18 protein-coding genes are annotated in these 21,368 nt (G+C 72.2%); 1 reads left to right on the top strand and 17 read right to left on the bottom strand.

Annotation, left to right across the window (positions count from 1 at the left end):
- Nucleotides 1–11 precede the first annotated feature (11 nt).
- The 3 genes from rpe to fmt all read right to left on the bottom strand — a co-directional run bounded on the left by rpe (nucleotide 12) and on the right by fmt (nucleotide 3,280).
- On the bottom strand, nucleotides 12–695 hold the full coding sequence (rpe, locus tag ACFYM2_RS14125; protein ID WP_358996624.1) for a ribulose-phosphate 3-epimerase: 684 nt from the start codon (nucleotides 693–695) through the stop codon (nucleotides 12–14).
- A 135-nt stretch (nucleotides 696–830) separates the two neighbouring features.
- Nucleotides 831–2,297, bottom strand: coding sequence for an RsmB/NOP family class I SAM-dependent RNA methyltransferase (locus tag ACFYM2_RS14120; RefSeq protein ID WP_388460233.1), 1,467 nt, complete (start codon nucleotides 2,295–2,297; stop codon nucleotides 831–833).
- 38 nt (nucleotides 2,298–2,335) lie between these two features.
- The gene (gene fmt / locus ACFYM2_RS14115) at nucleotides 2,336–3,280 is read right to left on the bottom strand and encodes a methionyl-tRNA formyltransferase (protein WP_358996618.1); all 945 of its coding nucleotides are present in this window, start codon (nucleotides 3,278–3,280) and stop codon (nucleotides 2,336–2,338) included.
- 402 nt (nucleotides 3,281–3,682) lie between these two features.
- On the opposite strand from fmt, the gene ACFYM2_RS14110 reads away from it, so the two are divergent.
- Nucleotides 3,683–4,231 carry a hypothetical protein gene (locus ACFYM2_RS14110; RefSeq protein ID WP_358996615.1) on the top strand — a complete coding sequence of 183 codons (549 nt, stop codon included), beginning with the start codon at nucleotides 3,683–3,685 and terminating at the stop codon, nucleotides 4,229–4,231.
- 190 nt (nucleotides 4,232–4,421) lie between these two features.
- Here the strand turns inward: ACFYM2_RS14110 and ACFYM2_RS14105 are convergent, their stop codons facing one another.
- The 14 genes from ACFYM2_RS14105 to pyrR form a co-directional block, all read right to left on the bottom strand.
- The gene (locus ACFYM2_RS14105; protein ID WP_388836124.1) at nucleotides 4,422–6,569 is read right to left on the bottom strand and encodes a primosomal protein N'; all 2,148 of its coding nucleotides are present in this window, start codon (nucleotides 6,567–6,569) and stop codon (nucleotides 4,422–4,424) included.
- Between the two features lie 174 nt (nucleotides 6,570–6,743).
- Nucleotides 6,744–7,952, bottom strand: a complete 1,209-nt coding sequence (gene metK, locus ACFYM2_RS14100; RefSeq protein ID WP_350229303.1) for a methionine adenosyltransferase — start codon at nucleotides 7,950–7,952, stop codon at nucleotides 6,744–6,746.
- 232 nt (nucleotides 7,953–8,184) lie between these two features.
- Entirely contained in the window at nucleotides 8,185–9,417 is a 1,233-nt protein-coding gene (gene coaBC / locus ACFYM2_RS14095) for a bifunctional phosphopantothenoylcysteine decarboxylase/phosphopantothenate--cysteine ligase CoaBC (protein ID WP_388836121.1), read from the bottom strand.
- A 123-nt stretch (nucleotides 9,418–9,540) separates the two neighbouring features.
- A complete protein-coding gene (gene rpoZ, locus ACFYM2_RS14090; RefSeq protein ID WP_005319902.1) occupies nucleotides 9,541–9,813 on the bottom strand; it encodes a DNA-directed RNA polymerase subunit omega in 273 nt (90 codons plus the stop codon).
- Nucleotides 9,814–9,895: 82 nt separating this feature from the next.
- Complete coding sequence (gene gmk, locus ACFYM2_RS14085; RefSeq protein WP_350229304.1) at nucleotides 9,896–10,489, bottom strand: guanylate kinase; 594 nt, start codon at nucleotides 10,487–10,489, stop codon at nucleotides 9,896–9,898.
- 38 nt (nucleotides 10,490–10,527) lie between these two features.
- Nucleotides 10,528–10,851 carry an integration host factor gene (locus ACFYM2_RS14080; RefSeq protein WP_053724505.1) on the bottom strand — a complete coding sequence of 108 codons (324 nt, stop codon included), beginning with the start codon at nucleotides 10,849–10,851 and terminating at the stop codon, nucleotides 10,528–10,530.
- A 367-nt stretch (nucleotides 10,852–11,218) separates the two neighbouring features.
- Nucleotides 11,219–12,052, bottom strand: coding sequence for an orotidine-5'-phosphate decarboxylase (gene pyrF, locus ACFYM2_RS14075; RefSeq protein ID WP_388460241.1), 834 nt, complete (start codon nucleotides 12,050–12,052; stop codon nucleotides 11,219–11,221).
- A complete protein-coding gene (locus ACFYM2_RS14070; RefSeq protein ID WP_388460243.1) occupies nucleotides 12,049–13,161 on the bottom strand; it encodes a quinone-dependent dihydroorotate dehydrogenase in 1,113 nt (370 codons plus the stop codon). The genes pyrF and ACFYM2_RS14070 overlap by 4 nt, the downstream gene beginning before the upstream one ends.
- A gap of 81 nt (nucleotides 13,162–13,242) precedes the next feature.
- Nucleotides 13,243–16,551: a carbamoyl-phosphate synthase large subunit gene (gene carB, locus ACFYM2_RS14065; protein WP_388836118.1), complete on the bottom strand. Its 3,309-nt coding sequence runs from the start codon at nucleotides 16,549–16,551 to the stop codon at nucleotides 13,243–13,245.
- The gene (carA, locus tag ACFYM2_RS14060) at nucleotides 16,544–17,698 is read right to left on the bottom strand and encodes a glutamine-hydrolyzing carbamoyl-phosphate synthase small subunit (RefSeq protein WP_388460245.1); all 1,155 of its coding nucleotides are present in this window, start codon (nucleotides 17,696–17,698) and stop codon (nucleotides 16,544–16,546) included. The genes carB and carA overlap by 8 nt, the downstream gene beginning before the upstream one ends.
- On the bottom strand, nucleotides 17,695–18,330 hold the full coding sequence (locus tag ACFYM2_RS14055) for a hypothetical protein (protein WP_388460246.1): 636 nt from the start codon (nucleotides 18,328–18,330) through the stop codon (nucleotides 17,695–17,697). Before ACFYM2_RS14055 ends, carA begins: the two co-directional genes overlap by 4 nt.
- The gene (locus tag ACFYM2_RS14050; protein WP_358996591.1) at nucleotides 18,327–19,613 is read right to left on the bottom strand and encodes a dihydroorotase; all 1,287 of its coding nucleotides are present in this window, start codon (nucleotides 19,611–19,613) and stop codon (nucleotides 18,327–18,329) included. The genes ACFYM2_RS14055 and ACFYM2_RS14050 overlap by 4 nt, the downstream gene beginning before the upstream one ends.
- A 2-nt stretch (nucleotides 19,614–19,615) precedes the next feature.
- On the bottom strand, nucleotides 19,616–20,599 hold the full coding sequence (locus tag ACFYM2_RS14045) for an aspartate carbamoyltransferase catalytic subunit (protein ID WP_388836114.1): 984 nt from the start codon (nucleotides 20,597–20,599) through the stop codon (nucleotides 19,616–19,618).
- A 94-nt stretch (nucleotides 20,600–20,693) separates the two neighbouring features.
- On the bottom strand, nucleotides 20,694–21,296 hold the full coding sequence (gene pyrR, locus ACFYM2_RS14040; RefSeq protein ID WP_358996585.1) for a bifunctional pyr operon transcriptional regulator/uracil phosphoribosyltransferase PyrR: 603 nt from the start codon (nucleotides 21,294–21,296) through the stop codon (nucleotides 20,694–20,696).
- Between the last annotated feature and the right edge of the window lie 72 nt (nucleotides 21,297–21,368).

Below are 21,368 nucleotides of genomic sequence, written 5' to 3'. Positions count from 1 at the left end.
TCAGTGGCGGTTCAGTGTGCGCACGCCCAGGGTGCGCCCGCCGTCGTCCGTTCAGCCATGGAGCGCAGCGACCGCACCGCTTCGGCGGGGTCGTCGGCGCCGTAGACGGCCGATCCCGCGACGAAGACGTCGGCCCCGGCCTCGGCGCAGCGCTCGATCGTGGCGGCCGAGACGCCGCCGTCGACCTGGAGCCACAGTTCAAGTCCGTGTTTGACGATCAGCTCACGGGTCCGGCGGATCTTGGGCAGCATGATGTCGAGGAAGGCCTGGCCGCCGAAGCCGGGCTCGACCGTCATGATCAGCAGCATGTCCAGCTCGGGGAGCAGGTCCTCGTACGGCTCGATGGGCGTCGCGGGCTTCAGGGCCATCGAGGCGCGGGCCCCCTTGGCGCGGATCTCACGGGCCAGGCGTACGGGGGCGGCCGCGGCCTCCGCGTGGAAGGTGACCGAACCGGCACCGGCCTCCACGTACTGCGGGGCCCAGCGGTCGGGATCCTCGATCATCAGGTGGCAGTCGAGCGGCGTGCTGGTGGCCCTGCTCAGGGATTCCACGATGGGCACCCCCAGCGTGAGGTTGGGCACGAAGTGGTTGTCCATCACGTCGACATGGAGCCAGTCGGCGCCTTCGACCGCCCGGGCCTCGTCGGCAAGCCTGGCGAAGTCCGCGGAGAGGATGCTGGGGTTGATCTGAGCCATGCCCCAAGCCTGCCATGCCCTGGGCGACTTGCCTGCCACGGTGCGGGCCCCAGCCGATGCGGATCGGGGCGGGGGGAGGGAAACGGGTCTCCCTCCCCCCGCTCTCCCTCCCCCACGGGCCGCGCGCGGCACGGCTCAGGCCGTGCGCCTCAGCAGCGCCAGGTACATCGCGTCCGTGCCGTGCAGATGCGGCCACAGCTGGACGTCGGGGCCCTCGCCCAGGCCCGCGACCCCGGGCATCAAGGGGCGTACGTCGATCCACTCGGCCTCGACGGGCTCGGCGCCGCCGCGCCCCTTGAGGACGTCCTCGACGACGATCCGGGTCTCGGCCAGGTGCGGCGAGCAGGTGGCGTACCCGACGACGCCGCCGACGCGGACCGCCGAAAGGGCCTCGCGCAGCAGCCCGCGCTGGAGCGGGGCGAAGCCGTCCAGGTCCTCGGGGCGCCGGCGCCAGCGGGCTTCGGGGCGGCGGCGCAGGGCGCCGAGGCCGGAGCAGGGGACGTCCATCAGGACCCGGTCGAAGGAACCGGGCAGCCACGGCGGGCGGGTGCCGTCGGCCGCGACGACCTGGTACGGGCCCGGGTTGCCTGCCAGCGCGCGCTCGACCAGGCGGGCCCGGTGCGGCTGCTTCTCGGAGGCGAGCAGGGCCGCGCCGCGCCCGGCGGCGAGCGCCGCCAGCAGAGCGGCCTTGCCGCCGGGACCCGCGCAGCCGTCGAGCCAGAGCTCGTCGCGGCCCTCAATCGGTGCGGCCGCGAGGGCGGCGGCGACCAGCTGGCTGCCCTCGTCCTGAACGCCGGCCCGGCCCTCCCGTACGGCGTCGAGCGCCCCCGGCTCGCCGCCCTCCGCCATGCGCACCGCGTACGGCGACCAGCGGCCCGGCAGCGCGGATTCCTCGCCGAGCGCTTCGAGGAGTTCGGCGGTGGTGGAGCGGCCCGGGCGGGCGACCAGGGTCACCTCGGGGCGCTCGTTGTCGGCCTCAAGCAGGTCCTCGATGCCGGCCCGGCCGCCGCCGAGCGCGTCCCACAGCGCCGAGACGACCCAGCGGGGGTGCGAGTGGACGACCGCGAGATGGTCCTCGGCGTCGTCCTCGTAGGAGGGCGCGACCTTCTCCAGCCAGCCGTCGAGGTCGTTCGCCGCGACCTTGCGCAGCACCGCGTTGACGAACTTGGCGCGGCCGTCGCCGAGGACCACCCGGGCCAGCTCCACGCTCGCGGAGACCGCGGCGTGCGTGGGGATCCGGGTGCCGAGCAACTGGTGCGCGCCGAGCGCGAGTACGTCGAGCACCGGCGGGTCGACCTCGCGCAGCGGCCGGTCCACGCAGGCCGCGATGATCGCGTCGTAGGTGCCCTGGCGGCGCAGCGTCCCGTAGACCAGCTCCGTGGCGAGCGCCGCGTCCCGGCTGTCGAAGTTGTTGCCGTCCCCACCCTCGCGCGCCTTGCGGAGCAGCGGGGGCAGGACCAGGTTGGCGTAGGCGTCGCGCTCGTCCACGGCGCGCAGCGCCTCGAACGCGAGGATGCGGACCGGGTCCTTCTTCGGCCGGCGGTAGGGCTTGCCGGCCTTGGCCGTCCGGGGCCGGGCGCTGCTACGTGGCGAATCGTTCACGTGAAAGGTGCTCCGCTGATCAGATGGGGCGAACCCCCTCAGCGTACGTCCGCCGCCCCCACGCGCTCACCCGGGGCGATGCGCACCCCCCGCGCCCAGTCGGCGCCGCGCATCGGCTTCTTGCCCTGCGGCTGGACCCAGAGCAGTTCCACGGCGTGCGAGCCGGTGCCGACGTACACGTTGTTCTTGGCGGCGGACAGCTCGCCGGGGGCGAGGTCGGTGCGGTCGGTGACCAGGGCGGCCTGGATCAGCTTGAGGCGTTCGCCGCGGAAGACGGTCCAGGCGCCGGGCGCGGGGGTGCAGCCGCGCACCACGCGGTCCACGCGCAGCGCGGGCGCCGCCCAGTCGACGTGCGCCATCTCCACGGTGATCTTCGGGGCGAGCGAGATGCCGTCGGCGGGCTGGGGCACGGCCTTCAGGGAGCCGTCCTCGATGCCGTCCATGGTGGCGGCGAGCAGGCCCGCGCCCGCGAACGCGAGCCGGGTGAGCAGGTCGCCGCTGGTGTCGGTGGGCCGCACCTCCTCGGTGACCGTGCCGTACACCGGCCCCGAGTCGAGCCCTTCCTCGATGAGGAAGGTGGCCGCGCCGGTGATCTCGTCACCGGCCATGACGGCGTGCTGCACGGGCGCCGCGCCGCGCCAGGCGGGCAGCAGCGAGAAGTGCAGGTTGACCCAGCCGTGCGCCGGGATGTCCAGGGCGACCCGGGGAAGGAGCGCGCCGTAGGCCACGACCGGGCAGCAGTCCGGCGCGATCTCCCGCAGCCGCGCCAGGAACTCCTCGTCCCGTGGCTTCGCGGGCTTCAGCACCTCGATGCCGGCCTCCTCGGCCCGCTCGGCGACCGGGCTCGCCACCAGACGGCGGCCGCGGCCGGCGGGAGCGTCGGGCCGGGTGACGACCGCGGCGACCTCGTGCCGGCCGGATGCGATCAGGGCGTCCAGGGCGGGGACGGCGACCTCGGGGGTGCCTGCGAAGACGAGCTTCACTGGGGGTTACCTCGCTTTGTCGAGAGCAGCGTCTCAGTCTATGGGCCGGTGGCGTGGGGGCGGACGCGCAGGTGCCGGCCGGGGCCCGGGCGGACGCGCGGGTACCACGCGGGTGCCGGCCGGGGCGGCCGACGGGCGGGGTCGTTCCGCCGGGCAGGGGCGCATGAGTACGCGTGCGCCCTGTGCATATGCCCATACGCCCCCGCAGCGTGACCACAACAGCGGGTAGCGCGTTGGTCAAGAGAGATTGACCCCGACCGGGCCACTTGTGCGGCCCGGCGACCGTTCAGCACCCGCTCCACGTCAACACGGCACAACTCCGCATCACGCGGTATCAGTACGTTCGCACCGTTTACACCATTTCCATCCTCCCTTTTCATCGCCGGTTCGAGAGGCTTGCTCATGGCCGACCACGCAACCCACGACGCCCAAGCGCGGGCCAGCCTGCACCTGTTGGTGCGGGACATCGAGCGGGTCCGCCGGCAGGTGGACGCACTGCGCACCCTCACCGCGCAGCTGGGCAACGTCTACCGCCCGCGCCGCTCCGGCCCCTCCACGGGCTTCGTCGTGTACGGACGCGCCCCCGCGCCGACCGTACGGCTCGCCCAGGAGCTGCGGGACAGCGTCGAGACGCTGGTGACCGCCGCCGTCGACTTCGACCGCTCCCTCGGCTTCTCCTGGGACGCGGTGGGCTCCGCGCTAGGCGTCACCAAGCAGGCGGTGCACCGCCGTTACGGGTCCCGCCGGGCGACCGCCCCCGCGGCGGCCCAGGCCGAGGCGGAACGCCCGGCCGAGACCTCGGCGACCCGCACCCTGCCGCCGCTGTCCCCGATGTCCCCCATGCCCGCGGTCCCCGCCGCCCGTTCGATGCCGCCGCAGCCCACGGCGGGCAGCCAGGCCCTTCGCGAGGAGGTCCGCACCAGCGCGTTCCCCGGCCCCCGCAACGGCTGATCCGCTCCTTACCCCCTGCCCCCTTCGCCCTGCGCCTTCCGCCCCTTCGTGCCCTCGCGTCCGTACGCATCTTCGCGAGGGCACAGCCATGTGCGGTGGCGTGGCTGGGGCCTGGCGGGGCGCGCGGGCCCGGCAGCGGTCCGGCGGGGCCCGGACGGCGGCGACGGCTCGCGGGGGCCCGCGCTCAGCCTCAGCCGATGTCCGGCGGGTCGATCCTGATGCGGACCGGGTCGCCGCCGCCCCGGGCGAGCCGGGCGGCCTGGGCGGCCTTGAGGGCGGCGGCCAGGGCCGCGCCGCTGCCCGGCGGCACCCGCAGCAGCACCCGCTCCCACCGCTCCCCCACCGGCGGATCGCCGGGCCTGCGCGGTCGGCCGGGATCGGTGAGCGGCAGCGGAACCGGGCCCAACACCTGCGCTTCGGGCGGCAGTTGGGCCGACCGCACGAACGCCTCGACCGCTTCGGGGCGGCCGATGGCCTCGGCCATCCGCGAGACCGGCGGGAACCCGAGCTCGGCCCGCTCGGCCAGTTCGCGCAGGGCGTGGCCCACCGGGTCCCAGCGGACCAGCGCCTGCACGGGGCGCAGCGTGGGCTCGGCCACCACGACCACCGTGCCGCCCTCGTCCTGGCCGCGCACAAGGGAGGCCGCCGTGATCCAGCGTCGCAGGGCGTCCTCGCCGGCCCTGAGGTCGGGCCGGCCCAGCATCGCCCAGCCGTCCAGGAGCAGCGCCGCCGCGTAGCCGCCCTCGGCGACCGGCTCGGCGCCGGGGGTGGACACCACGAGCGCGGGCTGTGCGGGCACCGCGTCCAGGACGTGGTCGCGCCCCGAGGTGCGTACCGGTACGGCGGGGAAGGCGCGGCCCAGCTCCTCGGCGGTGCGCCGGGCGCCGACGATCTGGGCCCGCAGCCGGGTCGCGCCGCATTCCGCGCAGTGCCAGTCGGCCTCCGCCGTGCCGCACCAGGCGCACCGCAGCGCGTGCTCGTCCGGCGCCTCCAGGGGGCCCGCGCACCGGCCGCACCGGGCCTGCGTCCGGCAGCGGGCGCAGGCCAGCCGAGGCGCGTATCCCCTTCTCGGCACCTGCACGAGAACGGGCCCGCTCTTCAGGCCCTCCCTGACGGCCTGCCAGGCGAGGCTCGGCAGCCGGGCCGCGCGCGCCGCCTCGTCGCGGGCCAGTTCCCCGTCGCCGACGGTGCGTACGAGGGGGGCCGCCGCCCGCGCCACCGTCCGGTCGGCGGCCAGGGGCGCGGCCCATCCGCTCTGCACCAGCTGCGCGGCCTCGACCGTGCAGCTCGTACTGCCCAGCAGGAAGGCGCACTTGTCCTGGGTGGCCCGCAGTTCAAGGACCTCCCGTACGTGTGGGAAGGGCGCGTTGTCGTCGCTGTGGCTGGCGTCGCCGTCCTCCCAGACCACGACGAGGCCCAGCTTCTGGACGGGCGCGAACATCGCGGCCCTGGTGCCGACCACGGCCCGCACCGCGCCCCGGCGCACCGCGAGCCACTGCCGGTAGCGCCGCTCGGGGCCGGACTCGGCGGTGAGCAGCGCGTGCCGGCCCTCGCCGAGCAGCGCGGTCAGCGCCGCGTCCACGCGGCTCGCGCTCCGGCCGTCCGGTACGACGACGAGTGCGCCTCGGCCCGAGGCGAGCGTGGCGGCGACGGCCCGCGCGATCTCGTGCGCCCAGTGCGGCCCGGGCAGCGCCGTCCACACCGCGCGGGGCGCCGCTCCGCTCGCCAGCGCGCTCAGGAACGCGGGCCCCTGCTGGTACCGCTCCCAGGTCCCGGCCGCCGGCTCGGCGGGCGGCGGGGCAGGGTCGGGTGACGGCTTGGCCTCCGCCCGCGCGTTCCTCGGCGGCACGGCGAGCTGGAGCACGTCGGCGAGGCTGCCCGCGTACCGGTCGGCCACGGCCCGGGCCAGGGACAGGGTGTCCGGGCTGAGCACGCGCTCGGGCGAGACGACGCCGGCCAGCGCGGCCAGCGGGCCCGTGTACTCCGTCTCGGCGCGCCGCTCGACGAGGAACCCGTCGATCAGACCACCGCCCTCGCGGCGCCCGCCCCGCACGTTGCGCGCCCCGGCCCCGAACCGCACCCGCACCCGCACGCCGGGCTGCGCGTCGGCGTCCAGCTCCTCGGGCACGGCGTAGTCGAAGAACTGATCGAGGTGCAGCACCCCCTTGTTCACCACGACCCGGGCGATGGGCAGCTCCTTGGCGAGCGCGGCCCCCCGCCAGGTGCGCGGCTTGGCCTTGGGCACCTTGGCCCTGCGCACGCTCTCCCGAATGAGCGCAAGCTGCTCCGGCCCCGCGCCCTCGCCGTCCCCGCCCCGCCGTTCGTCCTCGCCGCTCACAGCCAAATTCCTACCAGACAGGACTGACAGCGCCATGCCCGCCGACCCCGCCGGGATCTTTCCGCCCGGGGCCGGCGCCGGTCATGACCGCGCCCCGTTGCGGGGCACAAACCCGAAGGCCCCGGACCAGTTCGACGCTCGAACGGTCCGGGGCCCTGCTTCGGGTGCTGTGTACTACAGCCCCGCGGCCGTCCTCAGCGCCTCCACCCGGTCCGTGCGCTCCCACGTGAAGTCGGGGAGTTCGCGGCCGAAGTGGCCGTACGCGGCGGTCTGGGCGTAGATCGGGCGGAGCAGGTCGAGGTCGCGGATGATCGCGGCCGGGCGCAGGTCGAAGACCTGGGTGATGGCCGTCTCGATCTTCTCGTTCTCGATCGTGTTCGTGCCGAACGTCTCGATGAACAGGCCCACCGGCTCGGCCTTGCCGATCGCGTACGCGACCTGGACCTCGCAGCGCGCGGCGAGGCCCGCGGCCACGACGTTCTTGGCGACCCAGCGCATCGCGTAGGCGGCCGAGCGGTCCACCTTGGACGGGTCCTTGCCGGAGAAGGCGCCGCCGCCGTGGCGGGCCATGCCGCCGTACGTGTCGATGATGATCTTGCGGCCGGTCAGGCCGGCGTCGCCCATCGGGCCGCCGATCTCGAAGCGGCCGGTGGGGTTCACCAGGAGGCGGTAGGCGTCGGTGTCCAGCTTGATGCCGTCCTCGACGAGCTGCTTGAGGACGTGCTCGACGACGAACTCGCGGATGTCCGGAGCGAGCAGCGACTCCAGGTCGATGTCGCTGGCGTGCTGCGTGGAGACGACCACCGTGTCGAGCCGGACGGCCTTGTCGCCGTCGTACTCGATGGTGACCTGGGTCTTGCCGTCGGGGCGCAGGTAGGGGATGGTGCCGTTCTTGCGGACCTCGGTCAGGCGGCGCGAGAGCCGGTGCGCCACGTGGATCGGCAGCGGCATCAGCTCGGGCGTCTCGTCGCAGGCGTACCCGAACATCAGGCCCTGGTCGCCCGCGCCCTGCTTGTCCAGCTCGTCCTCGTCGCCCTCGACCCGCTTCTCGTACGCGGTGTCGACACCCTGGGCGATGTCGGGGGACTGGGCGCCGATGGATACCGACACGCCGCAGGAGGCGCCGTCGAAGCCCTTCTTCGAGGAGTCGTAGCCGATTTCCAGGATCTTGTCGCGGACCAGCTGGGCGATCGGCGCGTAGGCCTTGGTGGTGACCTCTCCGGCCACGTGTACCTGGCCCGTGGTGATCAGGGTCTCCACGGCCACGCGCGAGGCCGGGTCCTCGCGCAGGAGCGCGTCGAGGATCGTGTCGCTGATCTGGTCAGCGATCTTGTCGGGGTGACCTTCGGTCACTGACTCCGAGGTGAAGAGACGACGGGACACAACGCTCCCTGGGGTTGCAGCGGCTGCTGGCTGATCATGGTAGGTCGCGCCGGGAGCTGCGCCCGGCGGCGTTCCGGGACCAGTTTATCGGTCGGTTCTGTCCGTTGGACCACGTGTCTCGCTCTGTGGAGTCCGGCAATCTCCGAATCTGGTCGTCCCGGGAGCTCGCGCGGACGCGGTCCGGCGCCCCATAAGGGCCGGGAGGCCCGGCCCGACACCGGGTCGCGAGGGGCTAGAGACAATCCTGGGACGTGTCCCCGGATTGTCCGAAACGCGGGCCCACCGCATCCCACACCAGGTCCGAAAGCGCCTCTTTCGGACCGTACGGCACCGGCGTCTCCGATCCGTCGGCACCCAGGATGACGGCCTCGTTCTCCTCGGAGCCGAACGTCTTGCGCTCGCCGACCTCATTGACGACGAGCAGGTCACAGCCCTTGCGCCGGAGCTTGAGGCGGCCGTTGGCCAGGACGTCGTCGGTCTCGGCGGCGAAACCGACGATCACCTGGTCCGGGCGGGCCCGGTGGGCGGAGATCTCGGCCAGGATGTCCGGATTGCGCACCAGCGTGAGCGGGGCGGGCTCCTCGCCGTCCTTCTTCTTGATCTTTCCGGCGGCGTACGACTCGGGCCGGAAGTCCGCGACCGCGGCCGCCATCACGACGGCGTCGGCGTCCGCCGCCGCCGTCAGGACCGCCTCGCGCAGCTCCACGGCGGTGCCGACGCGGACCACGTCGGCCCCCGCCGGGTCGGGAAGCTGGGTGTTCGCCTCGATCAGGGTGACCCGGGCCCCCCGGGCGACGGCGGTCCGCGCGAGGGCGTACCCCTGCTTGCCGGAGGAGCGGTTGCCGAGGTAGCGGACGGGGTCCAGCGGCTCGCGCGTGCCGCCCGCGCTGATCACCACGTGCCGGCCGGCCAGGTCGCGCTCGGCGCTCCCCCGGGCCAGCACCCGGCGGCACACCTCGAAGAGCTCGCCCGGGTCGGGCAGCCGGCCCTTGCCGGTGTCGACGCCGGTCAGGCGCCCCACGGCGGGCTCCACGACGACCGCGCCCCGGCGGCGCAGCGTGGCCACGTTCTCCTGGGTGGCGGGGTGCTCCCACATCTCGGTGTGCATCGCGGGCGCGAAGACGACGGGGCAGCGCGCGGTGAGCAGCGTGTTGGTGAGCAGGTCGTCGGCGAGGCCGTGGGCGGCCTTGGCGAGCATGTCGGCGGTGGCCGGCGCGACGATCACGAGGTCGGCGCCCTGTCCGATGCGCACGTGCGGCACCTCGTGGACGTCCGACCACACCTCGGTGGAGACGGGGTGGCCCGAGAGCGCGGACCAGGTGGCCGCCCCGACGAAGTGGAGCGCCGACGCGGTCGGCACCACCCGTACGTCGTGGCCCGACTCGGTCAGCCTGCGCAGCAGTTCGCACGCCTTGTAGGCGGCGATGCCGCCGCTGACCCCCAGAACGACCTTCGGCTTGGCCATCGCAAAACTCGCCTCTCCCCGCGCGCTGTCACCTTGACCGCGTGTGTGTACCCATGACACACCACAGGCCCGGCAGTCGCGCTGCCGGGCCTGGGGTGGAACGTTCTTTCGCTTGCGCGCTGCCTACTGGGCGGGGCCCTCGATGGCCTCGGAGGTCAGCAGACCGGCGTTGATCTCGCGCAGCGCGATCGAGAGCGGCTTCTCGTGGACGTGGGTGTCCACCAGCGGGCCGACGTACTCGAGCAGGCCCTCACCGAGCTGCGAGTAGTACGCGTTGATCTGGCGGGCACGCTTGGCCGCGTAGATCACCAGGCTGTACTTCGAGTCGGTTGCCTCAAGGAGCTCATCAATCGGAGGGTTGATGATGCCCTCGGGCGCGGTAATGGAAGAGGACACTCTCTGCCTTCCGATGGGGATCGAAGATGTGAGGCGGTGAGCGAGCCGGCCGGCGTCACGTCGGTGACGTCATACGACTCGATCAAACAACTCGCACCAAGGCTAGCAGCTCGCGGGCCACGTCCTCGACCGAGGTGTTGACGAGCGTGGTGTCGAACTCGGCCTCGGCGGCCAGCTCCACCTTCGCGGCGGCGAGCCGGCGCTCGATGACGTCGGGCGCCTCGGTGCCCCGGCCGGTGAGCCGGCGCACCAGTTCGTCCCAGCTCGGCGGCGCGAGGAAGACGAGCTGGGCCTCGGGCATCGACTCGCGGACGAGCCGGGCGCCCTGGAGATCGATCTCCAGGAGGACCGGCTCACCCGCTTCGAGGCGTTCCAGGACGGCCGCGCGCGGGGTGCCGTAGCGGTTGCCCGCGAACTCCGCCCACTCCAGGAGCTCACCGTTGGCGACGAGCTTGTCGAACTCCTCGTCGTCCACGAAGAAGTACTGCACGCCGTGGCGCTCGCCGGGGCGCGGCTTGCGGGTCGTCGCCGACACCGAGAGCCAGACCTCGGGGTGGACCTTGCGCATATGAGCGACGACCGTGCTCTTGCCGACCCCGGAGGGGCCGGAGAGCACGGTCAGCCGCGGACGTGCGTCCGGGGGTACGGGGGTGGTCCCCCGGAGTGTTGCTGCCATGCGGCGATTATTCCAGCTTCTCGGGTATGCCCGAGACGTCAGGCCCCGGAGCCGCCGAACTCGCGCTCAAGGGACGCGATCTGGTTGGAGCCGAGCCCCCGCACGCGGCGGCTCTCGGAGATGCCGAGCCGCTCCATGATCTGCTTGGCACGGACCTTGCCCACGCCGGGCAGGGACTCAAGGAGGGCGGAGACCTTCATCTTCCCGATGACGTCGTTCTCCTGGCCCGACTTGATGACCTCGTGGAGCGAGGCGCCGGAGTGCTTGAGTCGATTCTTGACCTCGGCCCGCTCCCGGCGAGCCGCGGCGGCCTTTTCGAGCGCGGCTGCGCGCTGTTCAGGGGTAAGGGGCGGAAGAGCCACGCCTACGTCACCTCGGATGTCGAACTGTCGGATACGGACCGGTGAGGAACCTGATCGCTCCACACCAGGTGAGCAGCGTCCTCCGTACTCGCGCACGTGCTCGTCTGCTCTCGTCGGAGACTAGCGGCCAAGGCCGCTCCAGTCAGCGAGAACAAGCGAAAAGTCCTGGTCAGCCTCAGCTGATCAGGACTTTTCGGACAAAACACCCTGGTTTTGCGTAAGGAATTTGTCAACGTTCCGTGTGCACGCACCCCATGGCTTCCGCGCGGGGCGGTTTCCTCGTTCCCCGGGCGTCCGCGCCGGTCGGGGCGGCGGGTCACCGAGCGCGGCCCGGATGGGACGCATGTCACACCCGGGCCGTGCGGGATCAGCCCGTCAGGACGGCCGCGCGGACCTCGTCCGCGTAGCGGGCGGCCGCCTCGCGCAGGGCGGCGACGTCGGGGCCGTGGCGCAGGACGCCGCGGCTGACGCTCGGGACCACGTCGCGCACGGCGGAGCCGAAGACGTGGGGCAGATCGGCCGGGGTCGCGCCCTGGGCGCCGATGCCGGGGGCCAGCAGGGGGCCGTTGATGGCGAGGTCCACGCCCGCGTCGCCGAGCGTGGCGCCGACCACCGCGCCGACGGATCCGAGCGGGTCGGCGCCCGCGTTCTCGGCCCTCATGTGGTCCAGCATCAGCTGGGCGAGGGAGCGGCCGTCGGCGGCCGTCGAGCGCTGCACCTCCGCGCCCTCCGGGTTGGAGGTGAGAGCGAGCACGAAGACGCCCGAGCCGGACGCGGCCGCGAGGTCGAGCGCCGGGCGCAGCGAGCCGAAGCCGAGGTAGGGCGAGACGGTCACCGCGTCCGAGAACAGCGGGGAGGCGGGGTCCAGGTAGGTGGCCGCGTACGCCGCCATGGTGGAGCCGATGTCGCCGCGCTTGGCGTCCATCAGGACCAGGGCGCCCGCCGCCCGGGCGTCCTCGACCGCCTTCTCCAGGACGGCGACGCCGCGCGAGCCGAACCGCTCGAAGAACGCCGACTGCGGCTTGAGCACGGCCACCCGGTCGGCCAGCGCCTCGACGGTGATCCGGGTGAAGCGTTCGAGGCCCGCGATGTCGTCGCTCAGACCCCAGTCCGCGAGCAGGGAGGCGTGCGGGTCGATGCCGACACACAGCGGGCCACGGGTGTCCATCGCCTCGCGCAGACGGGTACCGAAGGGGATCATGCCGCTGCCTTCTTCCGGGTCTCGGCGCCGACGGCCTCGGCGAGGGTGGCGTACGGGGAGGTCGCGAGCCGGGCCGCGAGGCCCTTGTGGATCGCGCGGGCCCAGAAGGGACCCTCGTAGATGAAGGCGCTGTAGCCCTGGACCAGGGTGGCGCCCGCCAGGATGCGCTGCCAGGCGTCCTCGGCGTTCTCGATGCCGCCGACCCCGATCAGGACGAGGCGGTCGCCCACGCGGGCGTACAGCCGGCCAAGGACCTCCAGGGAGCGCTCCTTGAGCGGGGCGCCGGACAGGCCGCCGGTCTCCTTGACCAGACCGGCCGGGGACGTCAGGCCGAGACCGTCGCGGGCGATGGTGGTGTTGGTGGCGATGATGCCGTCGAGGCCGAGTTCGAGAGCGAGGTCGGCGACCGCGTCGATGTCCGCGTCGGCCAGATCGGGCGCGATCTTGACGAGCAGCGGGACGCGGCGGCCCTGGACGCTGCGGTCGGCGGCTTCGCGCACGGCGGTCAGGAGCGGGCGAAGGGACTCGGTGGCCTGGAGGTTGCGCAGGCCCGGCGTGTTCGGCGAGGAGACGTTCACCACGAGGTAGTCGGCGTGGCGGGCCAGGCGCTCGGTCGACTTCACGTAGTCGGCGGCGGCGTCGGCCTCGGGCACGACCTTGGTCTTGCCGATGTTGACGCCCACGACGGTCTTGAACACCGCTGTGCGGGCCGCCAGGCGGGCCGCCACCGCCGCCGAGCCCTCGTTGTTGAAGCCCATGCGGTTGATCAGCGCGCGGTCCGGCACGAGGCGGAACAGGCGCTTCTTCGGGTTGCCGGGCTGGGGCTCGCCGGTGACGGTGCCGATCTCGATGTGGTCGAAGCCGAGCATCGCCATGCCGTCGACCGCGACGGCGTTCTTGTCGAAGCCGGCCGCGAGGCCGAACGGGCCGTGCATGCGCAGGCCGAACGCCTCGGTGCGCAGCTCCTTGTAGCGGGGCGCGAGCACGGCGGCGACGAACGTACGCAGAACGGGGACGCGGGCCGCCAGGCGGATCCAGCGGAAGGCCATGTGGTGGGCCTGCTCGGGGTCCATGCGCTTGAAGACGAGGTGGAAGAAGAGTTTGTACATGGTCGGTGTCCTCGGTGGCTCGGGGAGAGGGCTCATGAAGAGGGGGACACCGTTTCCGGTGTCCCCCTGCTTCCCCGTCCGCTAGTCGCGGGCCGCGGTCAGGTGTTCCGCGTGTTCCTGGAGGGAACGTACGCCCACGTCACCGCGGTTGAGGGCGTCGATGCCCTGGACGGCGGCGGCGAGCGCCTGGACCGTGGTCAGGCAGGGCACGGAGCGGGCGACCGCCGCCGTGCGGATCTCGTAGCCGTCGAGGCGGCCACCGGTGCCGTACGGCGTGTTGACGATGAGGTCCACCTCGCCGTCGTGGATGAGCTGGACGATCGTCTTCTCGCCGTTCGGGCCCTCGCCCTCGCTGAGCTTGCGCACGACCGTGGCGTTGATGCCGTTGCGGCGCAGCACCTCGGCGGTGCCGGAGGTGGCCAGCAACTCGAAGCCGTGGGCGACCAGTTCGCGCGCCGGGAAGATCATCGTGCGCTTGTCCCGGTTGGCCACCGAGATGAACGCGCGGCCCTTGGTCGGCAGCGGACCGTAGGCGCCCGCCTGCGACTTGGCGTACGCGGTGCCGAACACCGAGTCGATGCCCATGACTTCACCGGTGGAGCGCATCTCCGGGCCGAGCACCGTGTCGACGCCGCGTCCGTGGACGTCGCGGAAGCGGCTCCACGGCATCACGGCCTCCTTGACGGAGATCGGCGCGTCCAGCGGCAGTGTGCCGCCGTCGCCCTCCCTGGGCAGCATGCCCTCGGCGCGCAGCTCGGCGACGGTGGCGCCCAGCGAGATGCGGGCCGCGGCCTTGGCGAGCGGCACCGCGGTCGCCTTGGAGGTGAAGGGCACGGTGCGCGAGGCGCGCGGGTTGGCTTCCAGGACGTACAGGATGTCGCCGGCCATGGCGAACTGGATGTTGATCAGACCGCGGACGCCGACGCCCTTGGCGATGGCCTCCGTCGAGGCGCGCAGGCGCTTTATGTCGTGGCCGCCCAGCGTGATCGGGGGCAGCGCGCACGCCGAGTCGCCGGAGTGGATGCCGGCCTCCTCGATGTGCTCCATGACGCCGCCGAGGTAGAGCTCGGTGCCGTCGTAGAGGGCGTCCACGTCGATCTCGATCGCGTCGTCGAGGAAGCGGTCGACCAGGACCGGCCGGGTCGGGCTGATCTCGGTGGACTCGGCGATGTAGGAGGCCAGGCGCTCCTCGTCGTACACGATCTCCATGCCGCGGCCGCCGAGCACGTACGAGGGGCGTACGAGGACGGGGTAGCCGATCTCGTCGGCGATGGCCTTGGCGCCGGCGAAGGTGGTGGCGGTGCCGTGCTTGGGCGCGGGCAGGCCGGCCTCGGCGAGCACCCGGCCGAAGGCGCCCCGGTCCTCGGCCGCGTGGATGGCCTCGGGCGAGGTGCCGACCACGCGGACGCCGTTGTCCTTGAGCGCCTGCGCCAGGCCCAGCGGGGTCTGCCCGCCGAGCTGGACAACGACGCCCGCGACCGGTCCGGCAAGCGTCTCGGCGTGGACGATCTCAAGGACGTCTTCGAGCGTCAGGGGCTCGAAGTACAGGCGGTCGGAGGTGTCGTAGTCGGTGGAGACGGTCTCCGGGTTGCAGTTGACCATCACGGTCTCGTAGCCCGCGTCGCTCAGCGCGAAGGAGGCGTGGACGCAGGAGTAGTCGAACTCGATGCCCTGGCCGATGCGGTTGGGACCGGAGCCCAGGATGATCACCGCGGGCTTCTCGCGCGGGGCGACCTCGCTCTCCTCGTCGTAGGAGGAGTAGAAGTACGGCGTCTTGGCGGCGAACTCGGCGGCGCAGGTGTCGACCGTCTTGTAGACCGGGCGCACCCCGAGCGCGTGCCTGACCTCGCGCACCACGTCCTCGCGCAGACCCCGGATGCCGGCGATCTGGACGTCGGAGAAGCCGTGGCGCTTGGCCCCGGCCAGCAGCTCGGGGCCGAGCTTGTCGGCGGCGGCCAGCTCGTCGGCGATCTCCTTGATGAGGAAGAGCTGGTCGACGAACCAGGGGTCGATCTTCGTGGAGTCGAAGACCTCTTCCTGGGTGGCACCGGCGCGGATCGCCGCCATGACCGTGTTGATGCGGCCGTCGGTGGGGCGCTTGGCCTCGGCAAGCAGGGTGTCCTTGTCACCGGTCGGGCTCGTGAAGTCGAACTGCGAGCCCTTCTTCTCCAGGGAGCGCAGCGCCTTTTGCAGGGCCTCGGTGAAGTTGCGGCCGATCGCCATGGCCTCGCCCACCGACTTCATGGTGGTGGTGAGGGTGGAGTCGGCAGAGGGGAACTTCTCGAAGGCGAAGCGCGGGGCCTTCACCACGACGTAGTCGAGGGACGGCTCGAAGGAGGCCGGCGTCTTCTCGGTGATGTCGTTGGGGACCTCGTCCAGCGTGTAGCCGATGGCGAGCTTGGCCGCGATCTTGGCGATCGGGAAGCCGGTGGCCTTGGAGGCGAGCGCGGAGGAGCGCGAGACGCGCGGGTTCATCTCGATGACGATGACGCGGCCGTCGGCCGGGTCGATCGCGAACTGGATGTTGCAGCCGCCGGTGTCGACGCCGACCTCGCGGATGATCGCGATGCCGATGTCGCGCAGGCGCTGGTACTCGCGGTCGGTCAGGGTCATCGCCGGGGCGACGGTGATGGAGTCGCCGGTGTGCACGCCCATCGGGTCGAAGTTCTCGATGGAGCAGACGACCACGACGTTGTCGTTCTTGTCGCGCATCAGCTCCAGCTCGTACTCCTTCCAGCCGAGGATGGACTCCTCCAGAAGCACCTCGGTGGTCGGCGAGAGCGTGAGGCCCTGGCCGGCGATGCGGCGCAGCTCCTCCTCGTCATGCGCGAAGCCGGAGCCCGCGCCGCCCATGGTGAAGGAGGGGCGGACCACGACGGGGTAGCCGCCGAGGGTGTCGACGCCGGCGATGACGTCGTCCATGGTGTGGCAGATGACCGAGCGGGCGGACTCGCCGTAGCCGATCTTCTGCTTGACGGCCTCGACGACGCCCTTGAACAGGTCGCGGTCCTCGCCCTTGTTGATGGCCTCGACGTTGGCGCCGATCAGCTCCACGCCGTACTTCTCGAGCACACCCTGCTCGTGCATGGAGATCGCGGTGTTGAGCGCGGTCTGGCCGCCGAGGGTGGGCAGGAGGGCGTCGGGGCGCTCCTTGGCGATGATCTTCTCGACGAACTCGGGGGTGATCGGCTCGACGTACGTGGCGTCGGCGATCTCCGGGTCGGTCATGATCGTCGCGGGGTTGGAGTTCACCAGGATGACCCGCAGGCCCTCGGCCTTGAGGATGCGGCAGGCCTGGGTGCCGGAGTAGTCGAACTCGGCTGCCTGGCCGATGACGATCGGGCCGGAGCCGATGACCAGGACGGACTGGATGTCGGAGCGCTTAGGCACGCTGGCCCTCCATGAGCTCTACGAAGCGGTCGAAGAGGTACGCGGCGTCGTGCGGGCCCGCGGCGGCTTCGGGATGGTACTGGACGCTGAAGGCCGGCTGGTCGAGCAGCTGGAGGCCTTCGACGACCTGGTCGTTCAGACAGACGTGGGAGACCTCGGCGCGCCCGTAGGGCGTCTGCGAGACCTCGTCGAGCGGCGCGTCCACGGCGAAGCCGTGGTTGTGCGCGGTGACCTCGACCTTGCCGGTGGTGCGGTCCTGCACGGGCTGGTTGATGCCCCGGTGACCGTACTTCAGCTTGTAGGTGCCGAAGCCGAGCGCGCGGCCGAGGATCTGGTTGCCGAAGCAGATGCCGAACAGCGGTGTCTTGCGTTCGAGTACGGCGCGCATCACGGCGACGGGACCGTCGGCGGTGGCCGGGTCGCCCGGGCCGTTGGAGAAGAACACCCCGTCGGGGTGGACCGCGTACACGTCCTCGACGGTGGCGGTCGCGGGCAGCACGTGCACCTCGATGCCGCGCTCGGCCATGCGGTGCGGGGTCATGCCCTTGATGCCGAGGTCCACGGCGGCGACGGTGAACTTCTTGGTCCCGATGGCGGGGACGACGTACGTCTCCTTGGTGGCGACCTCTGCGGAGAGGTTCGCGCCCACCATCTGGGGCGCTTCCTTCACGCGGGCCAGCAGCGCCGCGTCGTCCGCGACCGCGTCACCGGAGAAGATGCCGACGCGCATGGCGCCGCGCTCGCGCAGGTGGCGGGTGAGGGCGCGGGTGTCGACGCCCGAGATCCCGACGACGCCCTGCTGGACGAGTTCGTCGTCCAGGGTGCGGCGCGAGCGCCAGTTGGAGGGCATCCGGGCAGGGTCGCGCACGACGTAGCCCGCCACCCAGATCCGCGCGGACTCGGGGTCCTCGTCGTTCACGCCGGTGTTGCCGACGTGCGGGGCGGTCATCACGACGACCTGGCGGTGGTACGAGGGGTCGGTCAGGGTCTCCTGGTAGCCGGTCATGCCGGTGGAGAACACGGCCTCGCCGAAGGTCTCCCCCACGGCCCCGTAGGAGCGGCCGCGGAAGATGCGGCCGTCCTCCAGGACGAGTACGGCGGGAGTCGCCTTTCCTGAGGGGGCGATTCCCCGGGTGGAGGTCGTCATCGTGCGGCGCCTTCCGTCGTGGTGGTGGGTTGTTCAGTGGTCTGGGCGGTCTGAGCGGTCTGGGTGGCCCGACCGGTCCGAGCGGGCTCGGGCATGGAGTTGATGGCCTCGACCCAGGCCGGGTGCTCTTCGGCCCGGTCGGAGCGGAAGCCCGAGTCGATCAGGCGGTCGCCGTGGTCCCAGGTGATGACCAGCAGCCCGCCCTCGGTGAGGACCTTGCCCGCGATGCCCTTGTCGAGCCGGGCCTCGTGGAGCTGTTCGGCCGGGACGAAGAAGTCGTTCGCCCCGGGGCGTACGACGATCAGGCCCGCGTCCGTCAGGGTGAGCTCCGCCTTGCTGCGCACGCCGAGGCCGTGCGCCACGATGCGGTCGAGCCACTGCCCGGCGGTGGTGGAGCCGTGGTAGCGGCCGCTCAGCCTCAGTTTCACCTCGCCGGGCTCTTGCGGCGCGGCGGGGAGGGCGGGAAGGTCGGACTGGAGGCGGCGGCGCCACTGCCAGCCCTGGCGCATCAGCCAGTAGACGAGGGCCACGAAGAGCGCGAGGCCGACCAGCCAGCCGATGCGCCCGCCCCAGTTGGTCACCTCGGCGGACTTCTCCTCGGCGGCCAGATTGATCAGTGGTGCGTACCTCACGCCAGCTTCCCGTCCACGAGCGTTGCCCGGCCCCGCAGGAAGGTGTGCGTGACGCGCCCGGGCAGCTCGCGGCCCTCGTAGGGGGTGTTGCGGCTGCGGGAGGCGAAGCCCGCGGGGTTCACCTCACCACGGTATGCCGGATCCACCAGGGTCAGGTTGGCGGGTTCGCCTGCCGAGACGGGGCGGCCGTGGCCGGTGGCCCGCCCGATCTCGGCGGGCTTGTGCGCCATGCGGTCGGCGACGCCCGCCCAGTCGAGCAGCCCGGTCTCGACCATCGTGTGCTGGACGACCGAGAGCGCCGTCTCCAGGCCGACCATGCCCATGGCGGCGGCGGCCCACTCGCAGTCCTTGTCCTCGTGCGGGTGCGGCGCGTGGTCGGTGGCGACGATGTCGATGGTGCCGTCGGCCAGCGCCTCGCGCAGCGCCATGACGTCCTTCTCGGTGCGCAGCGGCGGGTTGACCTTGTAGACCGGGTCGTAGGAGCGGACCAGCTCGTCGGTGAGGAGCAGGTGGTGCGGGGTGACCTCGGCGGTCACGTCGATGCCGCGCGACTTGGCCCAGCGCACGATCTCGACCGAGCCGGCCGTGGAGAGGTGGCAGATGTGCACGCGGGAGCCGACGTGCTCGGCGAGCAGCACATCGCGGGCGATGATCGACTCCTCGGCGACGGCGGGCCAGCCGCCGAGGCCGAGCTCGGCCGAGACGACGCCCTCGTTCATCTGGGCGCCCTCGGTCAGGCGGGGCTCCTGGGCGTGCTGGGCGACGACGCCGCCGAAGGCCTTCACGTACTCCAGGGCGCGGCGCATGATCACCGCGTCGTGGACGCACTTGCCGTCGTCGGAGAAGACGGTGACGCCGGCGGCGGATTCGTGCATGGCGCCGAGCTCCGCGAGCTGCTTGCCCTCAAGGCCCACTGTGACGGCACCGATGGGCTGCACGTCGCAGTAGCCGGACTCCTTGCCGAGCCGCCATACCTGCTCGACCACGCCCGCGGTGTCGGCGACGGGGAAGGTGTTGGCCATGGCGAACACGGAGGTGTAGCCGCCGCTCGCGGCCGCCCGGGTGCCGGTCAGGACGGTCTCGGAGTCCTCGCGGCCGGGCTCGCGCAGATGGGTGTGCAGGTCGACGAGGCCGGGCAGCAGGATCTGGCCGGTGGCGTCGACGACGGTCGCGTCCCCGGCGTCGAGGCCGGTGCCGACGGCCGCGATGGTCTCGCCGTCGATCAGTACGTCCTGGACGTCACCGCCGAGGACCTTCGCACCACGGATAAGGATCGTGCTCATGGTTACTTGTTCTCCGCATCGGTGGGGCGGGCGTGGCTGACGGCGGGCTCGTTGCCGCCCAGGAGCAGGTACAGGACCGCCATACGGGTGTGGACGCCGTTGGCGACCTGTTCGACGACCGTGCAGCGGTCGGAGTCGGCGACCTCGGCGGTGATCTCCATGCCGCGCACCATCGGGCCGGGGTGCATGACGATGCCGTGCTCGGGCATCTTGGCCATGCGGTCGCCGTCGAGTCCGTAGCGCCGCGAGTACTCGCGCTCGGTCGGGAAGAAGGCGGCGTTCATGCGTTCGCGCTGCACACGCAGCATCATCACCGCGTCGGACTTCGGCAGCACGGCGTTCAGGTCGTACGACACGTCGCAGGTCCAGTGTTCGACGCCGACCGGGAGCAGGGTGGGCGGGGCCACCAGGGTGACCTCGGCGCCGAGCGTGTGCAAAAGGTCGACGTTGGAACGGGCGACGCGGCTGTGCAGCACGTCGCCGACCAGGGTGACGCGCTTGCCGGACAGGTCCTGGCCGAGCGCGTCCTCGCCGACCAGGCGCCGGCGCATGGTGAACGCGTCGAGCAGCGCCTGGGTGGGGTGCTGGTGGGTGCCGTCGCCGGCGTTGATGACGGGCGCGTCGATCCAGCCGGACGTGGCCAGGCGGTAGGGGGCGCCGGACGCGCTGTGGCGGATGACGACGGCGTCCACGCCCATCGCCTCCAGGGTCTGCGCGGTGTCCTTCAGGGACTCGCCCTTGGAGACCGAGGAGCCCTTGGCGGCGAAGTTGATGACGTCGGCCGACAGGCGCTTCTCGGCGGCCTCGAAGGAGATCCGGGTGCGGGTGGAGTCCTCGAAGAACAGGTTGCAGACGGTCCGGCCGCGCAGGGCGGGGAGCTTCTTGATGGGCCGGTCGGAGACCCGGGCCATCTCCTCGGCGGTGTCGAGGACGAGGACGGCGTCGTCGCGGGTGAGGTCGGCGGCCGAGATGAGGTGACGCATCATCGGGGGGTTCTCCAGGTGGGATGGAGGGTGGGGGCGTGCGGGCGCGCAGAAGCAGCCCGTGCGGGTCCGAGGGGCCGTACGGGGGTGCGGGGAGCTACTGCTCGCCGGCCGGAGCGGTCTGCTTGACACCGAGCAGCACGGCGTCGCGGCCGTCCTCCTCGGCGAGCTGGACCTTGACCGTCTCCCGCAGCGACGTGGGGAGGTTCTTGCCGACGTAGTCGGCGCGGATGGGCAGTTCGCGGTGGCCGCGGTCGACGAGGACCGCGAGCTGGACGGCGCGGGGGCGGCCGAGGTCGCCGAGGGCGTCCAGGGCGGCGCGGATGGTGCGGCCGGAGAACAGGACGTCGTCCACCAGGACGACCAGGCGGCCGTCGATGCCGTCGCCGGGGATCTCGGTGCGGCCGAGCGCGCGGGCGGGCTTCATCCGCAGGTCGTCGCGGTACATGGTGATGTCGAGGGAGCCGACGGGAGTCTTGCGCCCGGTGATGGCTTCGAGCTTCACGGCGAGCCGTTCGGCGAGGAAGACGCCTCGGGTCGGGATGCCGAGGAGCACCACGTCGTCGGCGCCCTTGGCGCGTTCGACGATCTCGTGGGCGATGCGGGTCAGGACGCGGGCGATGTCGGGGCCTTCGAGAACGGGCCGCGCCGCATCGGGTTGCGCCGGATCCTGCTGGTTCTGCGGGTGCTGCGTGTCCATATGAAACGGACCTCCTTCTCCGCCTCACGGGACGGACCTTAAAGGACGTCGAAATTGCGACCCCCACGTTAC

Origin of the sequence: Streptomyces sp. NPDC006711, from assembly GCF_042869775.1 — a bacterium.
Taxonomy (GTDB): Bacteria; Actinomycetota; Actinomycetes; order Streptomycetales; family Streptomycetaceae; genus Streptomyces.
The sequence above is the reverse complement of the archived record's forward strand: the minus strand, read 5'-3'. Positions and strand labels throughout refer to the sequence as shown.